Genomic DNA, 17,891 nt, shown 5'->3' on the forward strand with positions numbered 1-17,891 from the left:
ATGCGGATCATGCGGTTGCGAAGTGTTCACGCGTGCATATCCGATGAGCCCGATGCGATGACAACCGACAGGACGCCGATGTGGGCATGCCCTCCAAGCAGCGCGAATATTCCAATCGCTTTTTCGACTCGACAGTCTGGAACGACTTCGCCTTTCGCGACGACGATGTCGTCATCGCCAGCTATGCCAAGGCAGGGACGACCTGGGTGCAGCAGATCGTCGCGCAACTGATCTTCGGCGGCGCCGAGGAGATCGAGGTCTCGCGGCTGTCGCCCTGGTTCGACTCGGTGTATCCGGACAAGGCCACCAAGCAGCGGCTGCTCGCCGAGCAACGCCATCGCCGCTTCGTGAAAACCCATCTGCCCGCCGATGCGCTGGTGCTATCCGAACGCGCCCGCTATCTCTACGTCGGCCGCGATGCGCGCGACATCGTCTGGAGCCTGTACGACCATCAGCGGGCAGTCAGCGCGGATGCACAGGCGCGTCTGGATGCGGAGCCCTCCAGCAACGGTAAATTGAAGGTCATGCCGCCGCCCACGTGCTCGGTGGAGGACTATTTCCAGAACTGGATGCGCGCCGATGGTGCGCCGCTGTGGCCGTTCTGGGAGGGCGTGCGTTCCTGGTGGGCGCTGCGCGATTACGACAACGTGCTGCTGGTGCATTACGCCGCGTTGCTGCATGACCTGCCTGCGCAAGTGCGGCGCATTGCCGCATTCCTGGATATCCCGCTGGATGCCCAGTACTGCGAGCGCGTGCTGGCGCACTGCAGTCTGGACTACATGCGCGCGCACGCGGCGCGCTACGTTCCACAGGGCGCCGGTTTCTGGCGCGACGGCGGCCGAGCCTTCTTCAATCAAGGTCTCAATGGGCGGTGGCGTGACCGACTGGCACCGGCAGTCGATGCGGCCTATCGCCAGCGTGTTGTCGCCGAGCTTGGCGCCGAGTGCGCGCATTGGCTCGCCACCGGCGATGTTGCGTCGGCGGCGCATGCGACGACCGGGATGGTTGCTTAGGGTGGCCAGCGATTCTTTCGCGGAGAAGGGCATGGATGCATCGTCGGCGCACGCCTACGATCAGGTGTCGCAATACTACGATCGCCTGAGGGACCACTGGGCTGCTGCCAGTGCAGCGCAGTGTGCGCAGGCATTGGCGGCACTGGTCGGCAGTGGCACGGCGCTGGAGTTGGGGATCGGCACCGGCCGTATCGCGCTGCCGCTGGCGGCTGGCGGTGCGGCAGTCTGCGGCATCGACAACTCCCTTGGCATGTTGGACATGCTGCGTGCCAAGCCCGGTGCCGAGCGACTGACCCTGGTCTGCGCTGATTTTGTCGATGTCCCGGTCGCCGGGCCGTTCGACCTGATCTATTCGGTGTATTCGCTCGGCTATCTGTTGACGCAGGACGACCAATTGCGTTGCCTACGCGCGGTGCGCGAGCGCCTGGCAACGTCCGGCGTGTTCGTCCTGCAGACGATGGTGCCGCAGGCGGAGACCTTGCTGGCGGACGGCAAGGTGAGGTCGTTGGAGGCGCCGGCCCTGGACGAGGGCGACGTGCCGGTGATGCTGATGTGCTCCAGCGCCGATCCGGCCCGGCAGCTGATCCAGCAGCGCATCGTGATGATCGGGGAGTCGGCGACCCGCGTCTTCAACGATCGCTATCGCTACCTCTGGCCTTCCGAGCTGGATCTGATGGCACGGATCGCCGGCTTGCGCTTGCGGGCCAGATGGGGCGATTGGAGCGGGCAGCCCTACACTGCGCGCAGCCGTAGCCAGATCTCCGTGTATGAGCCTGCTGCGATGGATGCGGACGAGGCGAGCGCACGCGGCTGACAGTGCCATCGGCGAAGATCGGTCATAGCGGCTGCAGCAAATGTCGGCGTGTCGTGGTCCTGGCCGCCGTGCGGTCTGTCACCTTCGGCCGACCACAGCGCAGGCGACAACGCGTAGTGCAACGCGTGCGCAGATTCAGCTTCGACGTCGTGCCGATCATGGCCTTGAAGCACAACGGGCGCCTTGCGGCGCCCGTTGATTGACACTGTCGAGGATGGGCGAACGTGCGCCCACGTCTCAGTAGCGGTAATGATCCGGCTTGAACGGGCCTTCCACCGGCACGCCGAGGTAATCGGCCTGGTCCTTGGTGAGGGTGGTCAGCTTCACGCCGATCTTTTCCAGGTGCAGACGCGCAACTTCTTCATCCAGGTGCTTGGGCAGGATGTAGACCTTCTTTTCGTAGGTGTCGCGCTTTTCCCACAGGTCGATCTGAGCCAGGGTCTGGTTGGCGAACGAGTTGGACATCACGAAGCTCGGGTGGCCGGTGGCGCAGCCCAGGTTCACCAGGCGGCCATCGGCCAGCAGGAAGATCGCGTTGCCGTTGGGGAACACGTACTTGTCCACCTGCGGCTTGATGTTGATCTTCTGCACGTCCTTCAGCGCCTTGAGCGCATCGACCTGGATCTCGTTGTCGAAGTGGCCGATGTTGCAGACGATGGCCTGGTCCTTCATCGCCTGCAGGTGCTCGACGGTGATGATGTCCTTGTTGCCGGTGGTGGTGACATAGATGTCGGCCCGGCCCAGGGTGGATTCGATGGTGTTGACTTCGAAGCCTTCCATCGACGCCTGCAATGCGCAGATCGGGTCGATTTCGGTGACGATCACGCGGGCGCCATAGGCGCGCAGCGAGGCGGCGCTGCCCTTGCCGACATCGCCGTAGCCGCAGACCACGGCAACCTTGCCGGCAAGCATCACGTCCATCGCGCGCTTGAGGCCATCGGCCAGCGACTCGCGGCAGCCGTACAGGTTGTCGAACTTGCTCTTGGTGACCGAGTCGTTGACGTTGATGGCCGGGATCAGCAGCTTGCCGGCTTCGGCGATCTGGTACAGGCGGTGCACGCCGGTGGTGGTTTCTTCGGAGACGCCCTTCCAGTCCTTGACCACGCGGCCCCAGTAGCCCGGGCGCTCGACGGCCACGCGCTTGAGCAACGCCTTGATGACGCCCTCTTCGTGCGAGGAGGCCGGCTCGTCCACCCAGGTGCTGCCGTTCTCGAGCTCATAGCCCTTGTGGATCAGCAGGGTGACGTCGCCACCGTCGTCCACCACCAGCTCCGGGCCGGTGAGGGTGCCGTCGGGCAGGGTGAAGGTCAGCGCGTCCAGGGTGCAGTCCCAGTACTCTTCCAGCGTCTCGCCCTTCCAGGCGAACACGGGGGTGCCGGTCGCGGCGATCGCAGCGGCGGCGTGGTCCTGGGTGGAGAAGATGTTGCACGAGGCCCAGCGCACATCGGCGCCGATGTCCTTGAGCGTTTCGATCAGCACGGCGGTCTGGATGGTCATGTGCAGCGAGCCGGTGATGCGGACGTCCTTCAGCGGCTTGGTCTGCGCATGCTTGCGGCGGATCGACATCAGGCCCGGCATTTCGTGCTCGGCGATGTCCAGCTCCTTGCGGCCCCAATCGGCCAGGGAGATGTCGGCAATCTTGTAGTCGGTGTGCGGGGTGATCTTTGTGACAGCGTTCATGCAATGGCTCCGGTAGGCAAACGAATGTCTGCAATGCCGGGCGCCGTTGAACGGTAACTGCTGGTCGAGCCTGGCCGTGTACCTGCACCTGTGGTGCAGTGAGCGGATCAGTCCGCTCTACCGGTCGCAGCGCCCCTCGACGAGAGGGCCCGATTATATCGGCAGCACCCTCGCGCGGCATGAATTGCGGCCGACCCCCTACCAACGGCAGGGGAGCGGCCGACAGGCGGCTGCTATGGTCCGGAGTCGATCATCAGCGGGGACGGACGATGCGGGCGAAACGGCATGCGCAAGGCTGGCGGCAGCACACATGGGCGTTGGCAGGGGTGCTGGCATTGAGCGCACCGGTGATGGCCGGGGCGGCTAACCCAACAGCGACCAACGCGGCAGTCGCTCCACCAGGCCCTGCGCCAGGCAGCAGTTACCAACTGCCGTCCAAGGCGCTGCAGGCGGTGGTGGATGCCCCGCGTGCGCCGCTGCTGCAGCTCTCGCCCAAGCGCGATCTGGCTGCGATGCTGCAAATGCCCGCACTGCCGGACATCGCCGAGGTGGCCCAGCCGGAACTGAAGCTGGCCGGCCTGCGCATCCATCCGAAGACCTTTGCGGCCAGCCGCTTTTCGTTCGCCAGCAAGCTGTGGCTGCTGTCGGTGGTCGACGGCAGCGAGCGGCAGATCGCCGGATTGCCCTCCCCGTTGTCGCTGGCCGATCTGAGCTGGTCGCCCGACCAACGCCATCTGGCATTCCGCCGCGAAGATGCCGCCAGCGGCGCCAACGAACTGTGGCTGGTGGACGTGGCGGCCGGGCAGGCGCGGCGGCTGCTGGCCGGCTTGAACACCAGCGTCAACGACGACTTGCGTTGGTTGCCCGATGGCAGTGGTTTGCTGTTGCAGCAACAGGTTGCAGGGCAGGGCGCACCGCCGACCCGCGATGCGACCCCGACCGGCCCGGCGACCCAGCAGACCAGTGCGGCTGCCGGGGTGCGCTCGCTGCCCACGTATCAGGACCTGCTGCGCAACGAAGCCGATGCGCGCGTGTTCGAGTACTACGCCACCGGCCAGCCGATCATCGTCACGGTGGCCGGGCAGGTGCGCCCGGTCTCCACGCCAGGCATCTATCTCAACCTGTCGGTGTCGCCGGATGGCCGTTACATCCTGAGCGAACGCAGCGAGCGGCCGTTTTCGTATCTGGTGCCGGTGGACAACTTCCCGCGCCGCATCCAGGTGCTGGACCTGCAGGGCAAACCGGTGCGTCAGATCGCGCAGCTGCCATTGGTGGAAGGTCTGCCGACCGGAAACGATGCGGTGCCGACCGGCGTGCGCGACATCGCCTGGCGGCACGATGCACCGGCCACGCTGGTGTGGGCCGAAGCGCAGGACGGTGGCGACCCGGCACGCGAGAGCAAGGTCCGCGACGCGGTGCGGATGCAGGCCGCGCCGTTCAACCGCGCGCCGGTCACGCTGGCGCAATTGGGCAGCCGATTCGAAGGCATCCAGTGGGGCCGCGGCGATCTGGCGATCTTGAGCGAAAGCTGGTGGAAGACCCGCCGCACCAAGCAATGGCGCATCGCACCGGATCAACCGCAACGCGCGCCCGAACTGTTGTGGGACCGCTCCTCGCAGGACCGCTACAAGGACCCGGGCACGCCGGCGACGGTGGCCGACGGCAAGGGCCGCCCGCTGCTGCAGACCAGCAGCGATGGCAACAGCCTGTTCTTGTTCGGCAAAGGTGCTTCGCCGGAGGGCGACCGCCCGTTCGTCGATCGATTCGATCTGCGCAGCAAGCAGGCCACGCGGCTGTTCCATTCGCAGGCGCCGACCTATTCGGCGCCGCTGGCCTTGCTGGACGCGCAGGCCACGCAACTGCTGCTCAGCCGCGAATCGCCGGAAGAACCGGCCAACTATGTCGTGCAGTCGTTGGGCGATGGCGCCGCGGCGCGCGCGTTGACGCACTTCGCGCACCCGCTGCCGCAATTGCGCGGCGTGCAGAAGGAGCAGATCCGCTACAGGCGCGCCGACGGCGTGGACCTCACCGCCACGCTCTTGCTGCCGCCCGGTTACGACCCCAAGCGCGACGGGCCACGGCCGTTGCTGATGTGGGCCTACCCGGGCGAATTCAAAAGCGCCGACACCGCCAGCCAGGTCACCGACTCGCCGTACCGTTTCAACGCGATCAGCTACTGGGGGCCGCAGGCGTTTCTGGCGATCGGCTATGTGGTGCTCAACAACCCGAGCATGCCGATCGTGGGCGAAGGCGATGCCGAACCCAACGACACCTATGTGCCGCAGCTGATCGCCGATGCGCAGGCCGCGGTGGACGAAGTGGTGCGGCGTGGCGTCACCGACCGCGAGCACATCGCCATCGGCGGGCATTCCTACGGTGCCTTCATGACCGCCAACCTGCTCGCACACACGCGCCTGTTCAAGGCCGGCATCGCACGCAGCGGCGCCTACAACCGCACGCTCACCCCGTTCGGTTTCCAGGCCGAAGAGCGCAATTACTGGCAGGCGCAATCGGTGTACCAGGCGATGTCGCCATTCAATTACGCCGACAAGATCAAGGACCCGCTGCTGCTGATCCACGGCCAGGACGACAACAATACCGGCACCTTCCCGATCCAGAGCGAGCGCATGTTCGCCGCGATCAAGGGCCTGGGTGGCACGGCGCGCCTGGTGATGTTGCCCAACGAATCGCATGCTTACCGCGCGCGGCAATCGATCATGCAGATGCTGGCCGAAAGCGAGCAGTGGTTGAAGACCAATGTCGGCGAGCCGGTAAAGGAGACCGGCGCTATGCGCACGCGTTGATCGATGGTGCGCTGGCACGGTAGGAGCGCGCTCGCGCGCGATGCGCCGTTACCGATGAAGCTTCGTCGCGCCCGGATGCGCTCCTACAGCGGATGAGGATGTGGCTGATGTGCTGCCGGCAACGGCTGCCGAGCATATAGATGGGTGCCGCGATCCTGTAGGAGCGGGCCTGCCCGCGATGGGGCATTATCGGTAACGGCGCATCGCGCGCGAGCGCGCCACGACGAGATTCATCGCCACGTGCGCCAGCACACGATGGTTGGTGTTGAAACCGTCGTGCCGGTCGCGATCATCTAATCCTTTTGGGTTAGTCTTCGACGACTTTGCGCTTGAAGAGGGTGTGCGTTTCCGATGAACGAGTACCGCAGCAGTCTTGTGTTCGCTACCCCCGATCTTCCCTTGCGCGACGATGTGCGTCGGCTCGGCGCACTGGTGGGTGATCTGCTCGCCGAGCAGGTGTCTGCGGAATTTCTCGATGAAATCGAACGCGTGCGCACCACCGCCATCTCGCGGCGCGAAAGCGATGCCCCACCTTCCACGCTGAGCGAACAACTCACCGGACGGCAGCCGCGTGACGCCGAAGCGTTGGTCCGGGCGTTCAGCACCTATTTCCAGGTGGTCAACATCGCCGAGCGCGTGCACCGCATCCGCCGCCGCCGCGAATACCAGCGCAGCGGCACCGATACGCCGCAGCCCGATGGCCTGCATGACGCATTGCGCCGCCTCAAGGCGCAGGGCGTGACCCTGGACGAACTCAGCCAATGGTTGCCGCGCATCGATGTGGAGCCGGTGTTCACCGCGCATCCCACCGAGGCGGTGCGGCGCGCGCTGCTGGAAAAAGAACAGCTGATGGTCGCCAGCCTGGTCGACAACCTGGACGGCATGCGCACGCCCAACGAACGCGCCAGCGACGCCGCGCGCTTCCGCATGGCCCTGACCGCGTCGTGGCAGACTGCCGATTCCTCGCCGGTGCGCCCCACCGTGGACGACGAGCGCGAGCACGTGGGCTTCTACCTCACCCAGGTGCTCTATCGCGTCATCCCGGTAATGTACGAAACGCTGGAACACGCCATCGAAGAAACCTACGGCAGCGTGCCGGCATTGCCGCGTTTGCTGCGCTTCGGCACCTGGGTGGGCGGCGACATGGACGGCAATCCCAATGTGGATGCCAAGACCATCGCCGGGACGCTGGACGCGCAGCGGCGCGCGGTGCTGGACCGCTATCAGAAAGAACTCTGGCAGTTGGCCAGCCTGCTCAGTCAATCGACCACGCTGGTGCAGGTGAGCGCCGAACTCACCGCACAGCTGGAGCGCTACCGCGCGCTGCTCCCCGACGCGGCCGCGCGTTCGCGCCCGCGCCATGGCGACATGCCGTACCGCCTGCTCAACGACCTGATGCGCGCGCGCCTGCAGGCCACACTGGACGATGCCGAGGGCGCTTACAGCGCACCTTCGGAGCTCGAGCACGACCTGCAATTGATCCTGGACAGCCTGCAGGCCAACAAGGGCCTGCATGCCGGGTGGTTCGCGGTGCGGCGTCTGCTGTGGCGCGTGCGCAGCTTCGGTTTCCATCTGGCGCGGCTGGACGTGCGCCAGGAATCGAGCGTGCATGCGCGCGCGGTGGCCGATGCCCTGGGCCAGACCGATTGGGATGCGCAGGATGCCACCCAGCGCGCTGCCGTGCTCGGCCCGTATGCCGCAGGGCAGGAACCTTTGCCGCGCGTGGACGATGAAGGCAATGCACGGTTGGATGCGGTATTCGCCGCGCTTGCCGATGCGCGCACCCGCCATGGCGCCGATGCATTGGGCAGCTACATCATCTCGATGGCGCATAACCGCGCCGACGTGTTGACCGTGCTGGCACTGGCCCGGCGTGGCGGCTTGGTCGACGATGCCGGCGCGGTGCCGCTGGATATCGTGCCGCTGTTCGAAACCGTGGACGATCTGCGCGGCGGCACCGGCACCGTGCAGGACCTGCTGGCCGACCCGGTGTATCGCCAGCATCTGGCCGCGCGCGGCGATACGCAGATGGTGATGCTGGGCTATTCGGACAGCGGCAAGGACGGTGGCATCGCCGCCTCGCGCTGGGGCCTGCAACGCGCGCAGGTCGAGTTGCTGGAAGCGGCCGCCGAATTGGGCGTGCGGCTGACCTTCTTCCACGGCCGTGGCGGCTCGATCGCGCGCGGCGGTGGCAAGACCAGCCGCGCGCTGGATGCCGCACCGCGCGGCAGCGTGGATGGCCGCCTGCGCGTCACCGAGCAGGGCGAGGTGATCCACCGCAAGTACGGCATCCGCGCTCTGGCGTTGCGCTCGCTGGAGCAGATGACCGGCGCGGTGCTGCTCTCGAGCCTGCGCCCGCGTGCGCCCGAGCCGCGCGAGGCGCATTGGCGCCCGGTGATGGATCTGGTGGCCGAACGCAGCACGGTTGCGTATCGCGCCTTCGTCGGCGCGCCGGAGTTCATGCAGTACTTCCGCCTGGCCACGCCGATCGATGTGATCGAGCGCATGACGCTGGGCTCGCGTCCGTCGCGGCGGCTGGGCCAGGACGCGGCCTTGTCCAACCTGCGTGCGATTCCCTGGGTGTTTGCGTGGAGCCAGGCGCGTGCGGTGATTCCCGGCTGGTACGGCGTGGGCAGCGGCCTGCAGGCGGCGGTGGATGCCGGGCATGAAGACACCTTGCGCGAAATGGCGCAGGACTGGCCGTTCTTCCGCACCTTTCTGGACGACATCGCCATGGTGTTGTCCAAGGGCGACCTGAATATCGCCGAGTTGTTCTCGCGCTTGTCCGGCGACCTGCACACGCGGTTTTTCCCGCTGATTCGCGACGAACTTGCCTTGACCAAGGCCTGGGTGAAGGCGCTGCTGCAACAACAGTCGCTGTTGCAGCACGACCCGCGGCTGGCGTTGTCGATCCGTCTGCGCAATCCCTACATCGACCCGATCAGCGTGCTGCAGGTGGATCTGCTGCAACGCTGGCGCGCCACCGATGGCGAAGACGAAGCGCTGCTGCGTGCGCTGGTGGCCTGCGTCAACGGCGTCTCGCAGGGCGTGCAGAACACCGGCTGATTGCATGGCCGGCTGCAGGGGCGGGTAGGGAACAGACCACCGCAAGCCAACGGCAATCACGCCGTTGGTCGGAGAGCGCGCACGAACGGCAAGCGGACTCTGGCGTAACCGGACAAATCTGTCCGATAATGTCGGCATGATGACGTCCCGCCCCGATGCCGCGCTGCGCCGCCGGCAGATTCTCGATGCCGCCGACGAGGTGTTCAGCGAACACGGCGTCAATGCCCCGCTGGAGCTGGTGGTGGAGCGCGCCGGTCTGGGGCGCGCCACGCTGTATCGCAATTTCCCCGACCGGCTGGCACTGATGACTGCATTGATGGTGCGTGGCCTGGATGGGCTGGAGCGCCTTGCCGCCGACCTCGCCGACCGTCCGGATGGCCTGGCGGTGCTGCTGCACGATGTCGCCGAGCACATTGCCCAGTCTTCACCGCTGGTGGATTTCTGGCGCTCGATCGAACGCGCGCATCCGGCGGTGGAGGCGGCAGATCGGCGGGTGGTCGGCATCTTCCTGCCGTTCGTCCATCGCGCCCGCGACGCCGGGCTGTGCCGTGCCGATGTCGACGAGGAACAGGTGCTGTTGGTGATCGACATGCTGGGCAGCTGTCTGCGCGGCAACGATGAGGCCGAACGCAAGCGGCTTGCGCATCGCTCGGCCGATCTGTTGATGCATGCGCTGGGCATGCGGGTACCCGAAGGCGGCACGCGATGACACCGGCCACACGCGCCCGCATCGGTCGCTGGGCCCTGCGCACTGCGCTGGTGCTGGCCGCCGGATGGGGCGGCCTGGCGATCTACTACGCACTGGCTGGCAACGCCCTCGTACGCGCCGGGTGGGTGGCCTCGTGGTGCGCGATGGCGGTGGCAGCGTTGTGGGGGGTACGTCGTGGCCGCGAGAACTGGGCCCTGGTGGGCATCTTCAGCGCCGCGTTCGTGGTGCTGGCGGTGTCGTGGTGGCTGATGCAGCCCAGCCAGGACCGCGACTGGGCCGACGATGTCGCCCAGCGTCTGCAGCCGCAGGTGCACGGCGACATCGTCACCCTGCACAACGTGCGCAACTTCGATTGGCGCAGCGAGACCGACTATGTGCCGCGTTGGGAGACGCGCCAATACGATCTGAACCGCCTGGTCAGCGCAGATCTTGCGCTCTCGTACTGGATGGGCCCGGCGATCGCGCACACGCTGGTGTCGTTCGGCTTCGACGATGGTTCGCACGTGGTGTTCTCGCTGGAAATCCGCAAGGAACGTGGCGAAGCGTTTTCCGCGTTGGGCGGATTCTTTCGCAGTTTCGAAGAAACCCTGGTCGCCGCCGACGAACGCGACATCCTGCGCGTGCGCACCAACGTGCGTGGCGAAGACATGTACCTGTATCGCCTGGCGATTCCCAAGGCCGGGCTGCGCCGCATGTTCATGGGATATGTGGAACTGGCCAACGAACTCGATCGCAAGCCGGCGTTCTACAACACGCTTACCAGCAACTGCACCACCATTGTGTTCGCGCTGGTGCGGCAACTGCAGCCCACACTGCCGCTGGATCATCGCCTGCTGCTGTCCGGCTATGTCGACCAATACGCCTACGACCATCACGGCCTGATGCCCGGTTATCCCTTCGCCACCTTGAAGCAGCGCGGGCATTTCACCGCGCGTGCGATCTCCGCCGACAAGGCCGCGGATTTTTCTGCGCGCATCCGTGCCGGCATGCCGCTGGCGCCGGCGCCAGGCGCAACCGCGACCACGCCGCGATGAGGCCGCGCATGCCCCGAGCGCGTGCCGCTGCATTCCTGGCGGGAGTGCTGGCAACTGTGTGGTTGAGCGGCTGCGCCATGGTGACGGTGCAGTCGCGCAACAGCGGCGACTACATCGCGCAAACGCGTGGCGATGTGCTGAGCACCGGTGAATTGAGTCAGTCCGGCAGCGAAACCTTGCAGGTTGCCGGCCTGCAACCCAAGGCCTGCCGCGCTGCGCCGCTGCCGTGCCTGCAGCAGCTCACCAGCGAGGCCGGTATCGGCGATGAGCGGCGCTTGGCCACGCAGGCAGAACTGTGGACCGCGCGTGCCATCGCGCTGAGCGGGCGCAACCCCACCACGATGAGCGATGCCGCGGTGGAGGCCTGGTTGGAGGCCGCGCGGCATGCGTATGCGTACCTGTTCTTCACCGCGCGTGCACCCAGTGCGCGGGCGTTCGAGAATCGCCAGTCGCAGGTGCGCGATTACTACAATTACGCCGTGCAGCAGGTGGTGGAGCGCCTGTTCGCACGATCGCAGCAAGCCGGCGAAACCACTCCGGCATCCACCACGGTCGGGCGCTGGCAGCTCGACGTCGATCTGTCCGCCTACCGGCTGCCGGGCGACGGCAATACGCCACGTGCGATCTTCGCCGCCTCGGCGCTGCGCTTCAATGGCCTGCGCAGCACCTACCGGCGCGATGGATTCGGCGCCGAGCTGGTCGCGGAAGTGGACCCGCAAGTGGTTGGCGACCCCGCCGGGCTGGCATTGCAGCAGGCCGTCGCGGCGGGTGCGGCGCCCGATCGCCCGTTACCGACGTTCAGCGAAATGCCGTACGCGCCTGCAACGATCTTGCTGCGTTTCGAGGGCGAGACGCTTGCTGAGGTGTTGCGCAGCCACCTGGTCACCTTGGTGCCGTACGACCCGTATCGCCAGAACGAAGTGGTGCTGCATGGCCAACGCGTGCCGCTGGCAGGCAACTTCACTGCTGCGTATGGATTGTGGCTGGCCAAATCCGGATTTGCGGACCAGTCGCTGCGGTCGATGCTGGGCAGCGCACGCGGTATCGATCGTCCGCACCTGTATCTGATGCAGCCCTACGATCCCAACCGACGCGTGCTGCTGATGCTGCACGGTCTGGCCAGCAGCCCGGAGGCCTGGGTCAACGTGGCCAATGAAGTGATGGGCGATGAAACGCTGCGCCAGCGCTACCAGATCTGGCAGGTGTATTACCCGACCAACGCGCCGATGGCGATCAACCGCGCGGAAATCCAGTCGCTGGTGGAACGCAGCCTGCAGCACTTCGATCCATCCGGCAGTGCGATCGCGTCGCACGACATGGTGTTGGTCGGGCACAGCATGGGCGGGGTGATCGGGCGGCTGCTGGTGTCGTCCTCTGGCGAGCAATTGTGGGATTCCCTGCTGCAGAACTACCGGCTGGAGGGCGAACGCGGCGCGCGCATCCGCGCCAAATTGTGGCCGTTGCTGCACTTTTCGCCGATGCCGCAAGTGGACCGCGCCATCTTCATCGCCGCGCCGCATCGCGGTACGCCGTTGGCCGAGGGCGGGCTGGGGCGGTTTGTGAGCAAGCTGGTCCGTTTGCCGGGCGCGTTGCTGGATCGCTTCGGCGATGTGATGCAGGACCTGGCCAACAGCGAACGCGACGATCCGGGCGGCGCTCCCCGCCGCAAGGGCCGCGCGTTGGTGCCCACCAGCATCGACAACCTGCGCGACACCGATCCGTTCGTGCGTGCCACGATGGATCTGCCGATCTCTCCAAACGTGCAGTACCACACCATCATCGGGCGCGAGAAACCGCAGGTGCCGCTGGCCGATTCCGACGACGGCCTGGTGCCGTATCGCAGCGCGCATCTGGACGGCGCGGCCTCGGAGCTGGTGGTGACCTCCTGGCACAGCGTGCAGGAAACGCCGCAGGCCATTCTGGAAATTCGTCGCATCCTGCATGTGCAGTTGCAGGCAGAGCAGCAGGCCTCGCACGCGCCGGACCGCTAGCCTGCCGGTGGGGCGGCTGCCGTTTCGCGTGCTCCACTGGCGGCACCGGCATGCAGCGTGAAAGCCGCCGGTCTTAGCGCCATGTTGACCGCGACCGTGCTATCAGGCGGGTCTCGTACAGGCTCGAACAGGGAAGAGGCGATGCGCAAGCTGTCGGCGATGTTGTGGGTACCGGTGTTGTTGGTCGGATGCGGGCGTGGCGAAGCTCCAAAGGATGCAACCACTGCTGCCGGTGCCACGGGCGCTGCGCCGATGCAGCCTGCAGGCACCTCCAACGCTGCAGCGGCCGTCGACCAGGCCGCACCGGAATTTCCGGCCATCCCCACCATCGTGGTGCCGGAGATCGTCGGCGTCACTCCCGCGCAACGTGCACTGGAAGCATCGCTGCAGGACATTCTCGACCCGATCGAAGGCGTCAGCGTCGCCCCGGCACGCTGCGGCGATGGCGGTACCCTGATCACCGATGCCGGCATCACCAGCGTCGACGCCAACGGCAACCTGTTGCGCAATGGCGAGGGCGGTCTGTTCGATCTCAAGGCCGACGGCAGTGGCACCGCCAACTTCGAGGGCGGGCTGGTCAACGTCAATGCCGACGGCAGCGGTACCATCAATGCGATCGGCGAAGGCGGGTCCGGTGGGGCGCTCATCGATGTGCAGTCCGATGGTGGCGGCACCTACAACGGCCCGGCCGGCTTGATCAGTCTGGACGGCAAGGGCGCCGGAACCTGGAACAGCGAAAAGAGCGGGCTTGTCGACAATCGTGGCGATGGCAGCGGCACCTGGAACGGGCCACGCGGGCTGGTCACCATCAACGCCGATGGCTCGGGCACCTGGAACGGTCCCGATGGCCTGGTGCAGAACCACGGCGACGGCACCGGCACGGTCGGTACACCGCCGCGCGAAGTGCGCATGCCGCCACTACCGAAAGTGCCGCCAGCAGGCCGCTTCCCGCCGCTGCAAAAGTTCGCACCGTCCGGCGCACCCTGCGGTTACCTGATCACCTTGAACGACCGCATCCTGTTCGACTTCGATAAGTCCGACATCCGCCCCGACGCGGCGCGCGTGCTCGACACCCTGGGCGCCGCACTGACCAAGGTCACGGCAAAAGACATGCAGGTGCGCGGGCACACCGATGCCAAGGGCAGCGACGATTACAACCAGGCGCTGTCCGAGCGACGCGCCAATGCCGTGCTGGCGGCCTTGCGCGCCCGTGGTGCCGCGCAGTCGGCCAATGCAAAGGGCTATGGCGAATCGCAGCCGGTGGCGCCCAATACTCTCAACGGCCAGGACAATCCGGGCGGGCGGCAGCTCAATCGACGGGTGGAGATCTTCCTGCGTACCTGACGCAGCGTGACGGGCGGGGGGAGCGCTTGACCGCGCGCTGGTGCGGACTGCCTCGCATGCCACCGCAATGCGCGTCGATCGCAGGCTGGCGGGCGGCCGAAGGCAGTCGGCAACACCTGCCGTTGGCGCGTGCGCAACCGTCAGATGATTGAGGTGTGTGTCTGCGCCACCACCTGGCCCCGTGCATCCAGGGTCCATGCATCGCCTCGCCGGCGCGCATGCCCTGCTGTCGGTGGATGCATGCGCCAGGCAGGCAGCGCACAGCGTCGACAATGTTTGCCTCCATACGGCAATGACTGTGCCGACTTGCGCATGCGTTGCGCGCATTTGTCATGTTCGCAACCACGGTCACCAAACTGACATACCGCATCACCACCATGCGCGGCGCCTGCTTGCAGGTGTGATGCAGTTCCGCCTGCGCGGGCTGCCTCGCTTCCCCACATTCGCGGCGGCGCAGCCTTGGCGCGTGTCCATGGCGCGCTGCTGCATTCATCGGATTGGATCATGATCGTTCGTTGCTCGCTGTTGCGTCCTTCGCGGTTGTCGCAGGCGCTGTGTTTGTCGTTGTGCGCCCTGTGCGGCCATGCCGCGGCCCAGGAGACGCAGTCCACCACGCCCGCACAGGGCGACATGGCCACGCTGGACAAGGTCACTGTCGCTGCCACGCGCTATAACGCGACCGACATGCAGATGGCCGCCACCAATACCGTCAACGTGTTGTCGGCCGACGATCTCAAGACCACTGCCGTGCACAACGTCGCCGAAGCGCTGGGCCTGATGCCGGGCGTCAACGTGATCAATACCGGGCAGTCGTATTTCGGCGGCATCGACGGCGCCGCGCGCGGCGAAGGCATGTTTTCATCGGTGCGCGGCCTCAATGCCGAATACAACGTCAACCTGATCAACGGCATCAACGTCGCGCAAGGCATGCCGTACAGCCGCGGCGTGCAATTGAGCCTGCTGCCGCCGTCGGGCCTGCAGACCATCGTGTTGAACAAGACCTCCACCGCCGACATGGACGGCGATGCGATCGGCGGCACCATCGATTACCGCACGCCCAGCGCATTCGATTCGCCCGATCGCCAGGGCGGCAGCGTGACCTTGAGTGGACGCCTGGAAAGCCGTGCACGCGACTACGGCGATTCCGGGCTGGGCAGCGGCGCAGCCGGCGACTGGCATGCGCGTTTCGGCGGTGCCGGGCAGTTCGGTGTGTCGGTCAGTGCGTATTACGACGAGCGCCATTTCGTGAACAGCGAAGTGGCCTCTGCCTCGGCTGCACGCAACGATGGCGCATGGAAATTTGCACGTGCCGACGCCAGCGGCAATCTGGCCGCAGGCGCCGACCCGCAAGAGGTCCTGCAGAGCACCGGCATCAATATCGGCTACTCGCAGGGGCAGACCCGACGCTACGGCGGCAACGCGGCCTTCGACTGGCGTGTGGATCCCAGTTTGCATCTGTATGCACGCATGACCTACGCCTTTGCCAAGACCGAGCAGAACACCGGCTACACGCAGTTCGTGCCGGCCAATGTCAGCTTCACGCAAATCGGCAGCAGCGGCGTGTATCAGCCGCAGATCAACCGCGTTGCAGTGCGTTACTGGTACGAAACCAACCCGGAAGAGGCCGACCTTGCCACCGTGCAGTTCGGCGCAGAAAAGCAGCTCGGCCATTGGACGTTCGCGCCCAACATCTTCTACGGCACCGGCAATAACGACCGGCCGGATCACGTGGAAATCTCCGCGCGCAACGACCAGTACAGTTCGACCAACTTTGCCTATGGCGCCAACCGTTTCATCAGCTACGACGGCGACGGTTTCCCGGTTCCCTTGCTCACCCCGGCCATGCAGGCGCAGGCCTCGGACGTGGGTAGCCTGTATGCGCGACGTACCGGGCAGATTTCCAAGCAATACAGCGGCCAGGACAAGGGCGGCGGCAAGTTCGACGTGGCCTATGACTTCGATGCGGGGCTACTCAGCCGCATTGCCTTTGGCGTGAAGTATGTCGACAGCTCGCGCAGCTTCACCGATCGCGATTGGACCAATGCCAAGTACACCGACGGCACCTTGTTGCGCGATACCGGCCTGATCGCGCAGCGCTATGATGCGGTCTATCCAGGCCAATACGCGTTTCCCACCGTGCGCCTGAGCAATGCAGCGCTCAATGACCTGATCGCACGCACGCTCACCCCTGCCAGTTTCGACAGTTGCGGCCAGTTGGCCATCAACAATCTCAACTGCAACACCATGCGCGCGACCGAAGCGGTGAGCGCTGCCTATGCAATGGCCACCTTGCGCGCCGGCAATTGGGAAATCCTGCCGGGCGTGCGCTTCGAACATACCGCCATCACCAACACGTTCTGGGCGCAGCCGGCCGCCATCAACGGTGCCGAGCAGGTCGGCGCATTCGCCAACAACCACACGCGCTACAACGTCGCCTTGCCCAGCGTGTTCGTCAATTACCGGCCCGATGGCGATGGCGCGGTGTATCGCGGCTCGGTGTGGACCAGCTACACGCGCCCGGCCTTCGTGCAGCTGGGCGGCGGCCGCTCCACCGACATCTCCAGCGATGGCCAGACCACCATCACCGAAGGCAACCCGGATCTGAAACCGATCAAGTCGCTCAACGTGGACCTGTCGGGCGAATGGCAGAACGACAGCGGCGGCCACGCCATGCTGGCCGGCTATTACAAGCGCCTCACCGATTACATCTATGAAAGCGGTTCGAACGCCGCCAATGCCGGCGAAAGCGAAAGCGGCAATATCCGCTTCGTGCGTCCTCAAAACGGTGGCGACGGTCGCGTGCTGGGCATGGAAGCGGCCGTGCGGCAAACCTTCCAGGGCCTGCCCGCACCGCTGGACGGCTTCGGCATCGGTGCCAACATCACCCGCCAGACCACGCGCGTGGACCTGGGAGAAGAAGGCTTCGCACACGAACGTATCCAGAACGCGCCGAACCTGCTCGCCAATGCGGAGCTGTTCTACGAAAAGGGGCCGTGGTCGGTCAACCTGAGCTATCACTACTCCGGCGAATACGTGTCGGTGTACGACTATCTCAACCAGGGCGCAAATTGGGACAACCTGTGGATCAAGCCGATCACCCGCGTGGACCTGCATCTGGGCTATGCACCGAACGATCACCTGCGCGTGGATCTGTCGGTGGCCAACCTCACCAAACAGCACAGCTACTGGGCGCACGTTGGCCATGACACCGATGCGATTTCCGACATCGTCGATTCCGGTATGACCAGCCTGTTGACCGCCAAGTATGTGTTCTGATCGCGCACGATTCGCATCCGACGACCTTCCAGGTGCGCAGCAGGATGCAGATGTCATGACGGACGCGATGCATAGCGCAGGCCGTGCACGCGCCTGCGGTGGAACGGAGCAGTGGGCATTGCAACGCGCGCCGTCGGCCAGCGGTGGGGAGCCGCGATGG

10 protein-coding genes, 2 pseudogenes and 1 riboswitch are annotated in these 17,891 nt (G+C 65.8%); of the genes and pseudogenes, 10 read left to right on the forward strand and 2 right to left on the reverse strand.

From position 1 onward, the window contains the following. The first annotated feature begins 80 nt into the window (after positions 1-80). Together LN450_RS04135 and LN450_RS04140 are read left to right on the forward strand one after the other, a co-directional pair. Positions 81-1,013, forward strand: coding sequence for a sulfotransferase domain-containing protein (locus LN450_RS04135; protein ID WP_011346440.1), 933 nt, complete (start codon positions 81-83; stop codon positions 1,011-1,013). Between the two features lie 31 nt (positions 1,014-1,044). Next, positions 1,045-1,827, forward strand: a complete 783-nt coding sequence (locus LN450_RS04140; RefSeq protein ID WP_011346441.1) for a class I SAM-dependent methyltransferase — start codon at positions 1,045-1,047, stop codon at positions 1,825-1,827. Positions 1,828-2,064: 237 nt separating this feature from the next. Here LN450_RS04140 and ahcY read toward each other — a convergent pair whose 3' ends face one another. Further along, positions 2,065-3,507, reverse strand: a complete 1,443-nt coding sequence (gene ahcY / locus LN450_RS04145; protein ID WP_011346442.1) for an adenosylhomocysteinase — start codon at positions 3,505-3,507, stop codon at positions 2,065-2,067. 31 nt (positions 3,508-3,538) lie between these two features. Next, positions 3,539-3,651: riboswitch (S-adenosyl-L-homocysteine riboswitch) on the reverse strand. A gap of 125 nt (positions 3,652-3,776) precedes the next feature. Here ahcY and LN450_RS04150 point away from each other — a divergent pair. The 6 genes from LN450_RS04150 (at position 3,777) to LN450_RS04175 (ending at position 14,455) form a co-directional block, all read left to right on the forward strand. Continuing rightward, positions 3,777-6,311: a S9 family peptidase gene (locus LN450_RS04150; protein ID WP_011346443.1), complete on the forward strand. Its 2,535-nt coding sequence runs from the start codon at positions 3,777-3,779 to the stop codon at positions 6,309-6,311. Positions 6,312-6,662: 351 nt separating this feature from the next. Continuing rightward, the gene (gene ppc, locus LN450_RS04155; RefSeq protein ID WP_011346444.1) at positions 6,663-9,377 is read left to right on the forward strand and encodes a phosphoenolpyruvate carboxylase; all 2,715 of its coding nucleotides are present in this window, start codon (positions 6,663-6,665) and stop codon (positions 9,375-9,377) included. 136 nt (positions 9,378-9,513) lie between these two features. Beyond that, on the forward strand, positions 9,514-10,086 hold the full coding sequence (locus tag LN450_RS04160; RefSeq protein WP_039418415.1) for a TetR/AcrR family transcriptional regulator: 573 nt from the start codon (positions 9,514-9,516) through the stop codon (positions 10,084-10,086). Next, positions 10,083-11,120 (forward strand): Lnb N-terminal periplasmic domain-containing protein, encoded by a 1,038-nt coding sequence (locus tag LN450_RS04165; RefSeq protein ID WP_011346446.1) that lies wholly within the window; start codon positions 10,083-10,085, stop codon positions 11,118-11,120. Before LN450_RS04160 ends, LN450_RS04165 begins: the two co-directional genes overlap by 4 nt. Continuing rightward, positions 11,117-13,111: an esterase/lipase family protein gene (locus tag LN450_RS04170; protein WP_039418417.1), complete on the forward strand. Its 1,995-nt coding sequence runs from the start codon at positions 11,117-11,119 to the stop codon at positions 13,109-13,111. Before LN450_RS04165 ends, LN450_RS04170 begins: the two co-directional genes overlap by 4 nt. Positions 13,112-13,252: 141 nt before the next feature. After that, positions 13,253-14,455: an OmpA family protein gene (locus LN450_RS04175; RefSeq protein ID WP_011346448.1), complete on the forward strand. Its 1,203-nt coding sequence runs from the start codon at positions 13,253-13,255 to the stop codon at positions 14,453-14,455. A 140-nt stretch (positions 14,456-14,595) separates the two neighbouring features. Here LN450_RS04175 and LN450_RS04180 read toward each other — a convergent pair. Continuing rightward, positions 14,596-14,961 (reverse strand): annotated as a pseudogene (locus tag LN450_RS04180) (hypothetical protein). Here LN450_RS04180 and LN450_RS04185 point away from each other — a divergent pair. Further along, entirely contained in the window at positions 14,960-17,731 is a 2,772-nt protein-coding gene (locus tag LN450_RS04185) for a TonB-dependent receptor (RefSeq protein WP_011346449.1), read from the forward strand. The pseudogene LN450_RS04180 and the gene LN450_RS04185 overlap by 2 nt on opposite strands. Then, a pseudogene (locus LN450_RS04190) lies at positions 17,721-17,891 on the forward strand (histidine-type phosphatase); the annotation flags it as partial. The gene LN450_RS04185 and the pseudogene LN450_RS04190, both read left to right, overlap by 11 nt.

This window comes from Xanthomonas euvesicatoria pv. euvesicatoria, assembly GCF_020880415.1.
Taxonomy (GTDB): domain Bacteria; phylum Pseudomonadota; class Gammaproteobacteria; order Xanthomonadales; family Xanthomonadaceae; genus Xanthomonas; species Xanthomonas euvesicatoria.

Bases quoted from the DNA above. Each gene is read 5' to 3' on its own strand.
- LN450_RS04140 (WP_011346441.1), top strand. From the start codon at position 1,045: ATGGATGCATCGTCGGCGCACGCCTACGATCAGGTGTCGCAATACTAC.
- LN450_RS04150 (WP_011346443.1), top strand. From the start codon at position 3,777: ATGCGGGCGAAACGGCATGCGCAAGGCTGGCGGCAGCACACATGGGCG.
- LN450_RS04185 (WP_011346449.1), top strand. From the start codon at position 14,960: ATGATCGTTCGTTGCTCGCTGTTGCGTCCTTCGCGGTTGTCGCAGGCG.
- LN450_RS04170 (WP_039418417.1), top strand. From the start codon at position 11,117: ATGAGGCCGCGCATGCCCCGAGCGCGTGCCGCTGCATTCCTGGCGGGA.
- LN450_RS04175 (WP_011346448.1), top strand. From the start codon at position 13,253: ATGCGCAAGCTGTCGGCGATGTTGTGGGTACCGGTGTTGTTGGTCGGA.
- ppc (WP_011346444.1), top strand. From the start codon at position 6,663: ATGAACGAGTACCGCAGCAGTCTTGTGTTCGCTACCCCCGATCTTCCC.
- LN450_RS04165 (WP_011346446.1), top strand. From the start codon at position 10,083: ATGACACCGGCCACACGCGCCCGCATCGGTCGCTGGGCCCTGCGCACT.
- ahcY (WP_011346442.1), bottom strand. From the start codon at position 3,507: ATGAACGCTGTCACAAAGATCACCCCGCACACCGACTACAAGATTGCC.
- LN450_RS04160 (WP_039418415.1), top strand. From the start codon at position 9,514: ATGATGACGTCCCGCCCCGATGCCGCGCTGCGCCGCCGGCAGATTCTC.